Source organism: Clostridium sp., from assembly GCF_051650885.1.
Lineage (GTDB): Bacteria > Bacillota > Clostridia > Clostridiales > Clostridiaceae > Clostridium.
The window spans coordinates 32,393-48,947 of sequence record NZ_JBOFRG010000335.1 but is presented as its reverse complement, the minus strand read 5'-3'; the positions used below and the strand labels follow the sequence as shown (position 1 = coordinate 48,947).

The 16,555-nt window shown below is 29.2% G+C and carries 14 protein-coding genes and 1 tRNA gene; 3 read left to right on the top strand and 12 right to left on the bottom strand.

From position 1 onward, the window contains the following. From ACRC28_RS16810 to ACRC28_RS16780, 7 genes are all read right to left on the bottom strand, one after another. The coding region (locus ACRC28_RS16810) for a LysR family transcriptional regulator (RefSeq protein ID WP_438544595.1) at positions 1 to 484 on the bottom strand (484 nt) is incomplete at its 3' end. Between the two features lie 60 nt (positions 485 to 544). Then, entirely contained in the window at positions 545 to 832 is a 288-nt protein-coding gene (locus tag ACRC28_RS16805; RefSeq protein WP_438544594.1) for a hypothetical protein, read from the bottom strand. A 192-nt stretch (positions 833 to 1,024) separates the two neighbouring features. Then, positions 1,025 to 1,660 carry a putative bacteriocin export ABC transporter gene (locus ACRC28_RS16800; RefSeq protein ID WP_438544593.1) on the bottom strand — a complete coding sequence of 212 codons (636 nt, stop codon included), beginning with the start codon at positions 1,658 to 1,660 and terminating at the stop codon, positions 1,025 to 1,027. A 1-nt stretch (position 1,661) separates the two neighbouring features. After that, complete coding sequence (locus ACRC28_RS16795; protein WP_438544592.1) at positions 1,662 to 3,758, bottom strand: DUF1430 domain-containing protein; 2,097 nt, start codon at positions 3,756 to 3,758, stop codon at positions 1,662 to 1,664. Between the two features lie 263 nt (positions 3,759 to 4,021). Further along, positions 4,022 to 5,452: an amino acid permease gene (locus tag ACRC28_RS16790; protein WP_438544600.1), complete on the bottom strand. Its 1,431-nt coding sequence runs from the start codon at positions 5,450 to 5,452 to the stop codon at positions 4,022 to 4,024. Between the two features lie 264 nt (positions 5,453 to 5,716). Further along, the gene (locus ACRC28_RS16785; RefSeq protein WP_438544591.1) at positions 5,717 to 7,042 is read right to left on the bottom strand and encodes an NCS2 family permease; all 1,326 of its coding nucleotides are present in this window, start codon (positions 7,040 to 7,042) and stop codon (positions 5,717 to 5,719) included. A gap of 243 nt (positions 7,043 to 7,285) precedes the next feature. Then, a complete protein-coding gene (locus ACRC28_RS16780; protein WP_438544590.1) occupies positions 7,286 to 8,584 on the bottom strand; it encodes a hemolysin family protein in 1,299 nt (432 codons plus the stop codon). 142 nt (positions 8,585 to 8,726) lie between these two features. Between ACRC28_RS16780 and ACRC28_RS16775 the strand changes: the two genes are divergently transcribed. Then, complete coding sequence (locus ACRC28_RS16775; RefSeq protein WP_438544589.1) at positions 8,727 to 10,493, top strand: M3 family oligoendopeptidase; 1,767 nt, start codon at positions 8,727 to 8,729, stop codon at positions 10,491 to 10,493. Between the two features lie 185 nt (positions 10,494 to 10,678). Here ACRC28_RS16775 and ACRC28_RS16770 read toward each other — a convergent pair whose 3' ends face one another. After that, positions 10,679 to 11,680, bottom strand: coding sequence for a GGGtGRT protein (locus ACRC28_RS16770; RefSeq protein ID WP_438544588.1), 1,002 nt, complete (start codon positions 11,678 to 11,680; stop codon positions 10,679 to 10,681). A gap of 32 nt (positions 11,681 to 11,712) precedes the next feature. Beyond that, positions 11,713 to 12,405: an iron-sulfur cluster assembly scaffold protein gene (locus tag ACRC28_RS16765; protein WP_438544587.1), complete on the bottom strand. Its 693-nt coding sequence runs from the start codon at positions 12,403 to 12,405 to the stop codon at positions 11,713 to 11,715. A gap of 244 nt (positions 12,406 to 12,649) precedes the next feature. Here ACRC28_RS16765 and ACRC28_RS16760 point away from each other — a divergent pair. Further along, positions 12,650 to 12,732: transfer RNA gene (locus ACRC28_RS16760), tRNA-Leu, on the top strand. A 190-nt stretch (positions 12,733 to 12,922) separates the two neighbouring features. Here the strand turns inward: ACRC28_RS16760 and ACRC28_RS16755 are convergent. From ACRC28_RS16755 to ACRC28_RS16745, 3 genes are all read right to left on the bottom strand, one after another. Continuing rightward, a complete protein-coding gene (locus ACRC28_RS16755) occupies positions 12,923 to 14,266 on the bottom strand; it encodes a methyl-accepting chemotaxis protein (RefSeq protein WP_438544586.1) in 1,344 nt (447 codons plus the stop codon). Between the two features lie 142 nt (positions 14,267 to 14,408). After that, a complete protein-coding gene (locus tag ACRC28_RS16750; protein WP_438544585.1) occupies positions 14,409 to 15,413 on the bottom strand; it encodes a pyruvate kinase in 1,005 nt (334 codons plus the stop codon). Between the two features lie 77 nt (positions 15,414 to 15,490). Further along, positions 15,491 to 15,949 (bottom strand): hypothetical protein, encoded by a 459-nt coding sequence (locus ACRC28_RS16745; protein WP_438544584.1) that lies wholly within the window; start codon positions 15,947 to 15,949, stop codon positions 15,491 to 15,493. A 108-nt stretch (positions 15,950 to 16,057) separates the two neighbouring features. Between ACRC28_RS16745 and ACRC28_RS16740 the strand changes: the two genes are divergently transcribed. Further along, positions 16,058 to 16,540 carry a DUF4883 family protein gene (locus ACRC28_RS16740; RefSeq protein ID WP_438544583.1) on the top strand — a complete coding sequence of 161 codons (483 nt, stop codon included), beginning with the start codon at positions 16,058 to 16,060 and terminating at the stop codon, positions 16,538 to 16,540. The last annotated feature ends 15 nt before the right edge of the window (positions 16,541 to 16,555 follow it).

The window sequence follows — 16,555 nt, the reverse complement described above, 5'->3', positions numbered from 1 at the left end:
CCCAAAACTTTTCTACATTTATTTCATCTGAATGAACATTTCCTTCAACAAATGCGAAATCAATTTCATTTCTTAAAATAAATCCTTCTATATTTTCTGTATTATCTATAATTAAAGAAATTTGTATATCTTTAAATTTATTATTAAACTTTTTAATTATAGTTGGAAGTACATATATTCCAATAGTTGTACTTGCTCCTATTTTAATGTCCCCACTACGACTTTCCTTTATACTTCTTATTTTATCTACCCCTTCTTCATAAAGGTTTAGAATCCTTCTTACATAATTTAAATAAACCTCACCTTCATTTGTAAGCTTTATTTTTTTCCCAATTCTATCAAACAACTTTACTTCAAGTTCTCCTTCTAGCTCTTGAATTGCTTGACTTACAGATGGTTGGCTTATATATAACTTTTTCCCTACTTTAGTCATATTTAATTCCATTGCTGTTTCATAAAATATCCTAAGTTTCCTAAAATTCATAACATACAACTCCTTAAAAAAGGTAAGTATTTTTACCTACTTACCTTAATTATAACCTATTTATTTATTTTCTACATCTTCAAAGTCAACATCAATTGCTTTTGATGTATCAAAATCATCATTTTCTTCATCTTCTTCATTAGATTTAGATTCATATGTTGAAGTATATATCTTTTCTTCAACATCTTCTTTTTTATGAGATGTTTTCTTTTTAATCTTAAATATTCCCCAAATAATAAGGATTGCCACTATTATATAAGGAAGTGCACCTAAAATAAATTTTGTTACTAAAAAAAGCACAAATAATGTTATCAATGTATATAATAAACCTTTAAAATTCACGTTCATACTCTCATTCCTTTATTATGTAATCTCTTTCTTCTATTATACAATAAAACATATTTTAATAGAAGATTTTTTCTTGTTACTCTTAACTATCTTTTAAGTTATTTTATACCTCTTTACTCTTTTTGTCAACTACATATATTTAAAAGTGCTTTCAGTAAATTTTTTACCAAAAGCACTTTATTAATTCAACTTTTATAACTCTATAATTCTATTACATTTTGAAGAAACTCTTTCATCATGAGTCACTATAATAATAGTCTTTCCATTTTTATTTAAATCTTCAAGAAGCTCCATTACTAATTCCTGATTTTTTCTATCTAAAGAACCAGTAGGCTCATCTGCTAAAATTATCTTACACTCCTTTAGCATAAGTCTAGCTAAAGCTACTCTTTGTTGCTCTCCACCGCTTAATTCAAATATTTTTTTATTTTCATAACCTCCTAGTCCAACTTTTTCTAAGGCTACTTTTATTTTTTCTTTTTTAGTATTTTTATTATTCCCTCTATAATTTAACACTAGCTCTAAATTCTTATATACATTCTCTGTTTCAACTAATGCAAAGTTTTGAAATAAATATCCTATGGTTTCTCTAAGCATTTTCTGTGCTGTTTTAGAATTTATCTTTATGTTTTTTACTCCATCTATATTCAATTCTCCGCTATCATATTCTTCTAATAGTCCTATTATATTTAAAATAGTAGACTTTCCGCTACCACTTCCACCTATAATCCCAACCATTTCTCCACTTTCAATTTTTGCTGAAAAATCTTTTAAAACTTCACGTTCCCCATATTTTTTAGAAATTTTATCTAGCTTAATTATCTCCATTTTAAAAACCACCTTTAATAAACTTCAATATCTTATCTTTTTCTCGTAATTTTATTACAACTAAATTTATAATTATATCTAATATTAATCCTATTACTCCTATTCCAACTACTAAATTAATATATCCCTTATTTATTATGCTTGCTATTAACATTACAATCAGCCATGTACCCAATATTTGGATTCCATATTCTTTATACCTCTGCATACAGGTATATCCATTCATTTTCTTTATTGCAATTTCTCTCTTAGATTGTTCTATATAATTTAAAGTGTTTTGGATTATGATAAATAACACAATAAGTATACTGCTAACTATTCCAAACGTTGCCCACTTTAAAGCCTCTTTATATCCTTCCACTTTCGATACAACTTGGTCATCTGCTTTATTTATCTTTAATCCATGTATATCTAATTTATATTTTTTAATTATATCCTCAATTTCCTTATCATCATTTGATTTAATTTTTATAGGATTTCCCACTGTATTAAAAAGATACGTGAAAAACATTTTAAATGGCCCTTCTTGTGTTGCAACCCATAAAACTGGATCTTTTACCATATTCCCATTTTTTGTTCCTACCGTAAAATCATATGAAAAGAACTCTTGTCCACTTTTCATCCAAATTAATTCTAGTTTTGTTTTTCCATTTCTAGCATGTTCCTCATAAATTTCTCTTATCTCTTTTTCATCATTCTTATATTTATCTGGTACTAATAGCACTAAATTTTTATTTTCATCCTCTACTACTATCTGATTACCTTGTATATCATATGCTATATTTTCTTTTAAATAATTAGGATTTATTTCTGCATATCTTGTATAAGCCTTCATATACTCATTCATCTTTATATTACTTTCACTATATCCATCAAATGCTGCTAATATCGCTCCCTTTTCATTAAAATCTTCATATGCTTCAATTTCTGATTTTACAAATTCTCTATTTTCAACTATTCCATCATGCAAATTATTAAGTGATAAAACCTTATACTCTCCAACCTTTTCCCATTTCTTATAATTATTATTAAAAACATCTTCTACAGTTTTATATTCCTTAAATTGGAATATAATCAATGTTATTATTCCTACGCTTAAACATACTTTAACTACATTATTTAATAAAATAACTTCTTTTATATTCTTTTGATTTTTTATTAATGATATTATTTTGATACTTTTGATATAAATAAAAGGTAACATTAAACCTACTAATATGATTCCTATTATCATCAGGTATTTTACTCCTAAAGTTTTAAAAAACTCTAAGTATAGTATGTTAACCCTTTTAAACATTATCATACTCATGAAAACACTTGTTAAAATTATAGCTATTACACACAAAATGAATAGTTTTACAATCCTATTTCTACATATTTCAACCTCTGAATATCCAAGCATTTTTTCAATAGCAATCTTTTTATATTCACAAATTAAATAATATAATATAACTATAAATAAAATTATAATTAAAGGAATTATCTGAAAGTCACTCTTTTTAATTATCTTTCTTTCAGTTTCTGCATCACTTACAATAATCTCTGCATCAACACTATCTATAAATAAGGCTGCAAAATATTCTAAGGATTCTTCTCCCTCTAACTGAACTACACACTCTCCATTTAAAATATAATCATCCTCTAGCATAGCTCTTAATGTTTTAATTTCCATCTCTAAATTATCTACACTTGCAATTACCCCTACTTGATTTGGGTCATCACTTTTTTCTGTTGAAACATATTTATAAGAATCCATGTCCTCTGCATTTAAATATCTACCCTCTAATAATTTAAATTTTTTCATATAGTCATCATTATTAATATGTATATATTTTATTATTTTTTCCTTTTCTCCAACTTCCTCTATTCTTGTGAAATACAATGATATTCCGCCCTTTGTTGACTCAAATAACGTTTTATACTGCACCCCTCTTGGTAAGCTAGTTAATTTACTCGGTACAATAACATTTTTTACATCTTCTAACTCATATTCACTATTTTTCAAGCTATAACTTTTATCTTGAATAAAATCTTCATACACCATATAAAAACTGCTAATAAAAATAGATACCACTATTAATGTAATTATTTTTTTCATAACCCCTCCTGCATTTAAATTATTCTCTCCACCTTTTATTTAAATAGATAATGAAATATATTATCTATTTACCATATTGTACCAAAAAAAAACAATATGTAAAATGTTTTTATTTAAAAAGTTTCTTCTAGCGATAAAATTTATCTCTGATAAATTTTGAGCCCACCCAAAGAATCGCTTGCGATTCCCTCACCAATTCTTCATTTTTAACTTTTAATTCTTAACTAAAAAGACCCATACATACGTATGAGCCTTTAATATTTCTATGCTATTTTCTTTTTTCTTCTTGCTATAACTGGTAAGATAAATCCAAGTCCTACTAGTATAAATGGTGTCACTACATTTAAAGTAAGTTGGAACCACCATCCTGTTGAGTATGTAGCTACTCCTTGTGGTACCATTCCAAATATACAAGCAAATGCTGTAAATACAAAACACCATGCTCCTATTATGAAACCTAATTTGTTGTTTTTAACAAATTTATATTTTGAATCGTATTTTCCAACTGCTTTTTTGATTGCCATGTATGCTAAGAATACCCAAAGATATCTAAGTGGCATTACTACTGCATTTAATCTTAATAACCAGTTAAATAATTCATTTACATTTCCAATTCCAAGTGCTGGTACTATTATTAATATCCCAACTAGAACTGCTGTCATCATATAACCTTTTATTGGTGCTCCATGCTTGTTCACTTTAGTTAATGAATGTGGTACAAAATCATCATCTGTATCTGCAAGTAAAACCTTAAGTGGTGCATCTATTGAGAATATAAGTGCTGATACTTGTGCTAAAACATTTGCTATAGCATAAATTATCATCAGTACATTTCCTAATCCATAGAATTCTCCAAGCTTTTGGAATGCTAAATATTGACCATTCATCATAAGGTCATTTGGAATATTGTTTGCATCAAACATCATTCCCATTGCAACTGATCCTAAAATTGCTGTAACCCCAACCATAATCGCAAGTACAATCATTCCAAGAGGGAATTCCCTACTAGGATTTTTAGTGTTATTTACATATGGGGATATTTTTTCAGCTCCACCAACTGCAAATACTAACATTGATATAGTTGTTAAATACATAAAGTTAAATTTAGGCATTACAGTATGTACAGTTACATCTGTTGTTGCTGGATGAATCCCTCTTATGAAAGGTGCTCCAATCATTAATAAAATATATAAAATACCCATTATGAATGTAGCTGTTCCTGCTATTGTTCCTATCTTCTTTAATGAATTCATTCCTTTTGATGCAATCCATAAGAAGAATAAGAATATTGCTAATGAAATCGCTTGTGCTACTAAAGGATTTAAACTACTATAAAAAGTACCATCTCCTTTAAACACCCATCCTAATGCTACTAAAACATATTGTGGCTTTTGTGCTAAGTATGGAATGTGTACAACCCAGTATGTCCACCCTGCAAAATATGCAAGTCTTTTATTCGTTGTATTTCCAATCCAACTACTAACTCCACCTTTACTATCTTTAAATACAGAACCTAACTCTCCAACCATTAATGCATATGGTATAAAGTAAAGCGCTATAATAAGAATCCATGATACTATAACCTCTAATCCTTGGTTTGCAAAGTTGTTAACAACATTTCCAAATCCAAAAACCATTACGAAGGCCATAAACGCAAGGTTATACCACCTAAGTTTCTTTTCTTCATTATCCATCATAATACTTCTCTCACTTTCTTTCGTTTTCAAATTTTTACAACATTATAATTGTATCAATTTTCACAAAAATCGACAATATTTTGTTAATTTAAATGAACATTTTTTTCAAATTTGAATTTTTTAACCCTTTTTTCTTTTTTTAATTAAAAAAAAGTACACTTTATTGTTATTATTATAATTTTTCAAAAAACTTTTTTAACATTCTTTGACTAATCTAAAAAAACTTAAAGCATTTTTATTCATGCTTTAAGCTTTTATTTTTTATTTTATAAAGAATTTCAATATAAATATTACACCTATTATGACTGTTGTCCATGTAACTTGCTTTATTTTACCTGTTCCAAGTTTTAATACTATATACGATATAATTCCAAATATAATTCCATCTGAAATACTGTATGAGAAAGGCATCATTATTATAGTTAAAAATGCTGGAATTGCTTCTGTAAAATCTTCTAAATCTATTTCTTTAATCGGCTCTATCATAAAAAGTCCAACTAAAATTAATGTTGATGCAGTAACTGCTGATGTTATAACTCCAAAAATAGGGAAGAAAAATAATGATACTATAAACATAACTGCTGTTGTTACAGCTGTTAGGCCAGTTCTTCCACCTTCTGCAACTCCTGATGCACTTTCTACAAATGTACTAACAGTACTTGTACCAACACATGCTCCAAAAGTAGTTCCAACTGCATCACATAAAAGTGCTTTTTTAATATTAGGAACATTTCCATTTTCATCAAGCATTTTTGCCTTTGTTGCAACTCCAACTAAAGTTCCTATTGTATCAAATAAATCCATAAATAATAATGTAAATAAAACTACTACCATATTCCACGAAAGTACATCATGCCATTGGAAATTAAATAGGCTATGTGCAATTGATGGTGGTGCACTTATTATATGAGTTGGAAGTTTTGTTATTCCAAAAGGTATACCAATTATTGCTGTTAAAACCATTCCAATAAATAAGGCTCCCTTTACTTTTCTTGCTAAAAGAATTCCTGTTATTAAAAGCCCAACTATAGCTAAAAGTGCTGGTCCTTTTACTATATTTCCTAATGATAATATAGTTCCTCCATCTTTAGGATGAACAACTATCCCTGCCCCTTCAAGACCTATTAACGCTATAAAAAGTCCAATACCAACTGAAATCCCCTTCTTTATACAATTAGGTATTGAATTTACTATAGCTTCTCTTACATTAAATAAAGTTAAAAGTATAAATATAATTCCTTCTAAGAAAACTGCTGTAAGGGCAAATTCATAAGAATATCCCATCTGCAATACTATAGTATATGCAAAAAATGCATTTAACCCCATTCCTGGTGCTTGTGCAAAAGGAAGCTTTGCATATATCCCCATTAGTAATGTTGCAACTATTGCTGATATTGCAGTTGATGTAAATACAGCTCCACTATTCATTCCTGCTGCTGAAAGTATTGCTGGGTTTACTACAAGTATGTAAGCCATTGTCATAAATGTCGTTATTCCTGCTAAAACTTCCGTTTTAGTATTAGAACCACTTTCACTTATTCCAAAGTAATTGTCTAAAAAATTTTTTCCCTTTAAAATCTTCTTCATTTAATCCCTCTTTCATTTTAAATTACTCAGTTAAACTTATACTTTACTATAAAATCAACTAAGGATTCAGTTAATACTATATCCCCACATAAATCAAGTCTCATTTATAATAAACTATTTTCAGACATTTTTCTACATCTTTACGAATGTTTTTTCATTTTTTATCTATAATTTTCACTTTAATTTAAAAATCCCGTATATTAAACACATCTTCTGCAATCTAATATACGGAATTTCCACTCTTTATTTTATTGTAAGCTTTACCTTTTCTACTCTTCTATCATTTATTTCTATGCCTTCTAATATGAAACTTTCCTTTTCTATTAAAATATCCATATGATCTTCTGGAATTTCTCCTATCTTTGTTATTAAATATCCATTTAAAGTATCATAATCTCCCTCCTCTAAATTAAATTTAAAGTTCTCATTAAAATCATTTATAGTTAAACGTCCACTTAAAATATAATGTTTTGAATCAATCTTTCTTATCATAGGCTCTTCTAAGTCATATTCATCTTCAATGTTTCCCATAATTTCTTCAATCAAATCCTCCATTGTTGCAATTCCTGATACCCCTCCATATTCATCTATAAGTATCGCCATATGATTCCTTGTTTTTTTAAGTTCTTTAAATAATTCATTTGTCTTTTTAGTTTCTGGAAAAAACTTAGGTTCATGTAATATTTTTTCTATATTTAAATTTTCAAATCCTTTCTTTCTTGCCTCTACTAACAAGTCCTTTAAATAAAGAATCCCTACAATATTATCTATTTCATCTTTATACACTGGTATTCTAGAATACTTCAGACTTAAAATCCCATCCATATAATTCCCAATATCTTCATCTAAATTTATCATACAAGTATCTTTTCTAGATGTCATAATTTCCTTAGCCATCTTATCATTAAATTCAAATACATTATCAATCATATCTCTTTCTTCTTCTTTAATAGTTCCATACTCTTCTCCCTCTGAAAGCATGGCTCTTATTTCTTCCTCAGAAACCTTTTCTTCAATTCCATTTTGATTATTTCCTGTTATCATTAAAACAAGAGTTGTGGAAAGAGATAAAATCTTTATAAAAGGTTTTGCTATTATAGACACAAAGTATATTACATTTACAGTTGCCATAGCTGTTTTTTCTGATTTTTTAAGTGCTATTCTTTTTGGTACAAGCTCTCCAAATACAAGAGTTATGTATGATAATACAACAGTTACCCCTATTAATGATATTTGATGTACATAAGGTATATTGTATCTCGACAAAGAGCTTCCTATAGCAGCTGAAACTCCTGTTGCAGCTGATGCACTTGAGAAAAAGCTTGCAAGAGTAATTCCAACTTGAATAGTTGCAAAGAAATTACTTGGCTCAAGCATTAGCTTTTCTAAAAGTTTTGCCTTTTTACTCCCATCTTCACTAAGCATTCTTATTTTAGTTTTATTTACTGATACAATAGCCATTTCAGCTGCTGAAAAAAATGCATTTACTCCAGTTAAAATTAAAATCAAAATCAAATCTGGCACTATATTAATAAAATTCATAGACTCTTCTCCTTAAAATATATTTAATATAAACTTAGTATGTACAACATCAATCTTATTTAAACTTCACAAAACCCTAATACATATAAATAACTATTAATGATATAATTATCTTAAAATTAAACTTTTAGGAGGTATTTCTATGACAAATGGAAATTGGAGTTTAAATGAGCTTTATACTGGATTTGATTCAAAAAAATTTAAAGCTGATTTAAGTTTATTTAATGAAAAAATTAATGGATATAAAGATTTAGTAGATTCTTTAATATCTAGTACTGATACAAAGGCTAGCCTTGAAAACTATATAGTTTTAACTAATGAATTTAAGGCTTTAGCTTATAAACTACTTATGTACTCTAACTTAGTTATAAGTGTTAATACTAAAGATACTGTAGGGCTTAAAACTATAGAAATTTTAGAACAAAAGCTAGCTTCAATTGCTGATTCAGAAGCTAAACTTCATAAATGGATTGGAAGTATAGAAGATTTAGACCAAATTATAGCTTCTTCTCCTTTATTAGAACAACATAAATTCCACTTAAATGAAATAAAAGAGCAAAGCACTCACCTTTTAAGTGATAAAGAAGAATTGTTAATTGCTCAAATGAAAGGTTCTGGTTCATCAGCTTGGACAAAGCTAAAGGATTTAGAAACTTCTTCTCTTCTTATAGATTATAATGGAGAAGCTTTACCTTTAAGCGTTATTAGAAATATGGCTTTTGACTCTTCTGAAGAAGTAAGAAAAAATGCTTACTTAGCTGAACTTGAAGGCTATAAAAAAATAGAAAACTCTGTTGCAGCTTGTTTAAATGGAGTTAAAGGTGAGGTTATAACAGTATCTAAATTAAGAGGATATAAAAGTCCATTAGAAGAAACTGTTATAAATTCAAGATTAGATATGGAGTCTTTAAATGCAATGCTTAAAGCTATGAAAGAAAGCTTCCCTATCTTTAGAAAATATTATAAAAGAAAAGCTGAAATTTTAGGAAATAAAAATGGATTACCTTTCTATAACCTTTTCTCTCCAATAGTAGATTCAGACCAAAAATTCACTTTTGAAGAAGCTAGAAGCTTTATTATAGAAAACTTCTCATCCTTCTCTGAAAAGCTTGGAAACTTTGCTAAAAATGCTATTGATAAAAACTGGGTAGATGTATATCCTAAAGAAGGAAAAGTTGGTGGAGCATTCTGTGAAAACCTTCATATGATCCGTGAAAGCCGTATCATGCTTAACTTTGGTGAAACTTTAAGTGATGTTATAACACTTGCTCACGAACTTGGTCATGGATATCATGGTGATTGTCTTTTAAATGAAACAATTATAAATGCTGAATACCCTATGCCTATAGCTGAAACTGCGTCAACTTTCTGTGAAACAATAGTAAAAAAAGCAGCAGTTAAAAATGCATCACCAAAAGATGCTTTAGCTATATTAGAAACTGAAATATCAGATTGTGGTCAAATTATAATAGATATAATGAGTAGATTCTTATTTGAAAAAGAAGTATTTGAAAAACGTGCTGAAGCTTCACTAAGTGCAGACGAATTAAAAGAAATAATGATAAAAGCACAAAAAGAAACTTATGGTGATGGATTAGATAATGAATATCTTCATCCATATATGTGGGCTTGTAAGCCACATTACTATTATGCAGAAGCAAACTTCTACAACTTCCCATATGCCTTTGGTCTTTTATTCTCGAAAGGTTTATATGCTGAATACTTAAAGCGTGGTGATGAGTTCGTAAAAGCTTATGACGAACTTCTAAGTGTAACAGGAAAAATGAAGCTTTCCGATGTAACTAAGCTTATGAATATCGATATAACATCTATTGATTTCTGGAGAAACTCTCTAAGAATCATTGAAGAAGATATTGAAAAGTTTATAGAGTTAAGCTATTCTTTATAATTTATATTTAAAAAAAGCCTCTATTTTTATTAGAGGCTTTTTTTAAATATAATTCTTTTTATACTCTTATATCCTTTTCAACTCTTTTTATAAGCAAAAAAATAGTACACGTTATAAGACTTCTCTTAAAATAACGTGTACCATCTCTTTATCATAAAATCAATTAATACTAATTAATTTTTATACTATTTGTTCATTGCCTCTTCGATAGCAACTGCAACTGCAACAGTCATACCAACCATTGGGTTGTTTCCTGCTCCAATTAATCCCATCATTTCAACGTGAGCTGGAACTGATGATGATCCTGCGAATTGTGCATCTGAGTGCATTCTTCCCATTGTGTCAGTCATACCATATGAAGCTGGTCCTGCTGCCATGTTATCTGGGTGAAGAGTTCTTCCTGTTCCACCACCTGATGCAACTGAGAAGTATTTCTTACCTTCGTTATAACATTCTTTTTTGTAAGTTCCAGCAACTGGGTGTTGGAATCTTGTTGGGTTTGTTGAGTTACCAGTGATTGATACGTCAACTCCTTCAGAGTGCATGATAGCAACCCCTTCTCTAACGTCATTAGCACCGTAACATCTAACTTTTGCTCTATCTCCATTTGAGTAAGCTTTTTCTTTAACTACTTTTAATTCTGAAGTGTAGAAATCAAAGTCAGTTTGAACATATGTGAATCCGTTGATTCTTGATATGATTTGAGCAGCATCTTTTCCTAATCCGTTTAAGATTACTCTTAATGGCTCTTTTCTTACTTTGTTTGCTTTTTCAGCTATTTTAATAGCTCCTTCAGCAGCAGCGAAACTTTCGTGTCCAGCTAAGAAAGCAAAACATTTAGTTTCTTCTCTTAAAAGCATTGCTCCTAAGTTTCCGTGTCCTAATCCAACTTTTCTGTCATCTGCAACAGATCCTGGAATACAAAATGCTTGTAATCCTTCTCCGATAGCTTCAGCAGCATCAGCAGCTTTAGTACATCCTTTTTTAATTGCTATAGCAGCACCTAAAGTATAAGCCCATCCAGCATTTTCAAATGCGATTGGTTGAGTTTCTTTAACTATTGTGTAAGCATCTATACCTGCTTCATCACATATTGCTTTAGCATCTTCTATTTTCTCCATCCCGTACTTATTAAGAACAGGAACGATTTGGTCTATTCTTCTTTCATAACTTTCAAATAATGCCATGATTAAATTCCTCCTTACAATCTCAATTTAAATTATTCGTGTCTTGGGTCTACTAATCTTGTAGCATCAGCAACTCTTCCGTATTGTCCTGCTGCTTTTTCCATAGCTTCGTTAGCGCTCATTCCTTTAGCAACAAACTCCATCATTTTTCCTAAGTGTACAAACTTATATCCAATGATTTCATTATCTTCGTCTAAAGCAATTTTAGTTACGTAACCTTCAGCCATTTCAAGGTATCTTGGACCTTTAGCAAGAGTTCCGTACATAGTACCAACTTGTGATCTTAATCCTTTTCCTAAATCTTCAAGACCAGCTCCGATTGGTAATCCTCCCTCAGAGAATGCAGTTTGAGATCTTCCGTATACGATTTGTAAGAATAATTCTCTCATTGCAGTGTTTATAGCATCACAAACTAAGTCTGTGTTTAATGCTTCTAATATAGTTTTTCCTGGTAATATTTCTGAAGCCATAGCTGCAGAGTGAGTCATACCTGAACATCCTATTGTTTCTACTAATGCCTCTTCTATTATACCATCTTTAACGTTTAAAGTAAGCTTACAAGCCCCTTGTTGAGGTGCACACCAGCCCACTCCGTGAGTTAATCCTGATATATCTTTTACTTCTTTTGCTAAAACCCACTTTCCTTCTACAGGAATTGGTGCTGGACCATGGTTAGGACCTTTAGCGATTACACACATTTCTTGAACTTCTGTTGAATACATCATATTCTTTTTCTCCTCCCTATTATTAGATTAATAGATTTATTTTTAAACCTATATTTCTATCTAGGTCAAAAATTGCCCCACCGGGTAATTTTATCCTACACTTATTTTAACAAATGAATAGAAATCAAACAACCTTATTTTTAAAATTTTCAGTATATTTTGTTTTTTATCCCTTTTTTTGTTTTATTGTTTGAATTTTTCATCTTTATCTGATATAATTATTTCATTGCTTTAAGTAAATTTTGCCACCATGGCGGAACTGGCAGACGCACATGACTCAAAATCATGCGGGAAACCATGTGGGTTCGATTCCCACTGGTGGCACCAAAAGCCTCGTATTTTTAATACGAGGCTTTTTATTTTGCTCAAAAAAATCCATCTATTAAAAATAAAATTTGATAGTAAATAAAAAATATAAATAAAATAACCGAAGTAGAATTTTTAAAAATTCTACTTCGGTTATTAATCTAAATGTTAAAAACTTATATAATTTTCTTAAAGTTCAAAAGTTTTCATCTTAATTCGCTTCTTCACTTTTTAATTCTCTATATTCCATTATTTCTTCCATATCTCTAATTTTAAATACTTCAAGTCCTGTTTTCATGTCAGTTGTCAAAGCTGTTAAACTCTCTGCTGCTGCTGCAACTTCTTGACTTGCTGAGTTAAGTTCTTGTGATGATGCTGTTACTTCTTGAGATGTTGCTGAAATTTCTTCTGATATAGCAGAAACATTATCTACTCTTTCTAATATTTCAGTTTTTTCTCTTGTTATTTTTCTGAAGGCTTCTGTCATTGCATCTATTTTAGGTACAACTTCCCCAAGTGCTATAGATATACCTTCAAATACTTCTATTGATTTTTCTATAGTTTTTGTTTGTTTCGTAAGCCCTTCATTCATAACATTTGTTTTTTCAACTACTGAGTCTGTATTTTTAAGTATTATTTTTACTGTATTACAAATATTCGTTGTTGAATCCTTACTCATTTCAGCAAGCTTTCTTATTTCTTCAGCAACTACCGCAAACCCTCTTCCTGCTTCTCCTGCTCTAGCTGCTTCAATTGCTGCATTTAATGCTAAAAGATTTGTTTGTTCTGAAATATTATTTATTAAATCTGTCATTTTATTTATACTTTTCATTTCATTTGATGTCGCTGTTATAGATTGATTAAACCCTTCAAAATCTGCTTTAAATGACTCTATATTCTTTGTTAATACTGCTAATTCTTTATTACTATTTTTAGATTTTTCATTTATGTTATCTGATAAAGTAGCTATTTCCGATATCTCGCTACTTACCTTTTCTATATTTTCTCCAAAGGATAACATAGACATAGATATTTCTGAAAGGTCTGTTGCTTGACTTGTTGTTCCTTCTGTTACATCTGCTATAGCTAGTACTATTCCTTCAGTCAACTTAGATAATTCATTTGCAATTTCTGAAAGTCCTACTGCATTCATGTCTATTGCTTCTGCATTAAATTTTACATTATTTAAATTTTCACCTACTGAGTACTGTGTTTCTTTTGCACTCTCGTATATTTCTGTTATTTCAAATATGTTATTTTCTTTATCTTCCTTTATTTCCGATGCAAAATCTCCCTCTGAGAACTTCTCCATTTCTTTCGTGAAAATTTCTATCGATCTTGCCATATTGTTAATTGTTCCTATCATCTTATATATTATTAAAATTAAGAGTACAATAAATACACCTAAAATATGTATAAGATTCTTGCCCTTTGGCTCAAGGGCTATATCTTTATCTAGATATAGCATACCAATTATGCCTACTATCCCTATGATAAGCATAGTTATAAAGGCTTTCATAGTATTATTCCTTACACTAACTTTACCACTTCCCATTTCATTCCCCTCCATACCATATATATATTAATTCCATATTAACATTATTAAAATTAGTATAACTCATTTTGTCATATCAAGCAATATTTTGAAAAAAATAAACATTCTTACTATTATTAATAAGAATGCTTATTTAAATCTATTACTTTGTATAGGCATTTATGAGAACTTTTAAAAATTTTACTGTTTGTACTGGTGCTTTTCCTATAGATGTTTCTCCTGAAAGCAAAAATCCAGTTACCTTTTTATGAATAAGATTATATATGGAATCTATCTCTGAAAATTCTGCTCTCTTTCCATTTCTCATACTATTTAATATATGTGTTCCTACTATAATTTCTTTCTTTCCGTCTAAATCTCTTAATAATTTATCTTGATAAACTGGTGCATTTACAACACCACTTTCTGGAACCAAGTCACCTCTTCCTATAACTATGCCATCTACTACCTCTGCTATTTCTTTTCCTTTTTCTATTCCAAACGGTGTTTCTATCTTACCCCATAAAATTGGTTTATACTCTTTATCCTTACTCTCTATATATTTTTTTATAATATTTATATCCTCTATATCTTCTACAAAAGACTGACATATTATATCAATCTTATTTTCTATACACCAATTTAAACATTCCTTGTCCTTACTTCTCAATATCCCCTTTTCTCTTTCTATCCCTAAAATATTACACCCTTTTCCACCTCTAATTATTCCACCTCTAGTAACGACAGCTTTTATACCTTCACCTTCATATTCAATAATTTTAAACTGCATTGTATTATCTTTCATTGAAATACTTTCTATATCTCTTTTTTCTATAGTTTCTGAATTTAAATTTAAAGGTATTATTTTTCCTTTTCCTTTATACACTGGCACCGTATATTTATCTTCTCCACAAATAAAAATTTCTTCTCCATTGTACACCTTATAAATATATGGTAATTTTTCAGAAATCCTTATCTTTCCCCCTGATAAATCTCCCATTATATGTACGTCTTCATCTACATCCTTTATTATTTTCTTTAATTCTTCAAATTCTTTAAAGCTTCCATGAGAAAAATTAAACCTAAAAGTATTTGCACCTTTTTCTATAAGCTCCTTTATAACACTTTTCTCCATACAGCTTGGTCCTATCGTCGCTATTATTCTCATACGCCCCTCCTATAAAATAAAACCTATTTCAGGCTGCCTTTTTTTCTCTTTAGACAGCCTCATTACACACATTCCATTTATCTAAACTTTTTCTCCACTTCGAAAATTTGTTTTATTATCTCTTTCATTGCAGCCTCTAGTTTTAACTCTTCGCCATTTTCCCCTCCAAGAATCAATATAGATGGCGCTTCTATCTCTTTTAAAATATAAAACTCATCTCCACCTCCTCTTAAATATAGATTTCTATCCTTATAAATTCCTCTAAGGTTATCATAAATATAGCTTGCAATAGATTTGCTAAAAAAAGTTTTATCATAGTATATTACAGTGTTATCCTCATCATTTTCTTCACTTAAATAAATACCTATAAATAAGTCTAATCTTGATGAATTTGCTTCAAGCACTCTCCTATGGACGTCATATCCTTCATTCTTTCTTTTTTCCATAAACATATCCACAATAAAAAAACTATCTTTCAAGAAATCTACAATGTTCTCTGAAAACCTTTTTATATTACAATCTAGTCCTATTTTCAAAGTAATCCCTCCAGGATTTTGCTTAATATACTATATTCTAGAATATAAAAAAATGTTCTACTTTATCCTTCATAAGAATATTAATTAATAGATACGGAGGTGTTTTATTTGAAAAAAATTTTTCTTTCTTTATTTTTCATAACTATTATTCTTCTAAGTGGTTGTAGTTCATCCTCCTCTAGATATTTGAATTTTACTGAAAATAAAGATAAAAACTATTATTTTGAAGAAATTAATAACAAACTTAAAAATAAAGAAGACTTTACTGTAGAAGTTTTTGATGCAAACTTCCATAAGACTTATGATACAAAGGGAGAATATAATGAAATTATCACTAATTTCTTTTCAGCCTTAACAACTGAATCATTTGTTGAACCAATTGATAAAAAAGCTAATAAAAAGATTTTTGAAGTTATTTTAACTTTTGAATCGAGTACTTATTACCTAACTATCATAAATGAAAATTATTTATATATTTCACCTTATGATGGTTATGTCTCTAGCGACTTTATAAACATGTCTTCTGTTCCACTAAAATATAATCTTTATGAATTTTGTAATTTTATCGCTGAAAAAAGAGAGCCTATGTAAAAGCTCTCTTTTTTC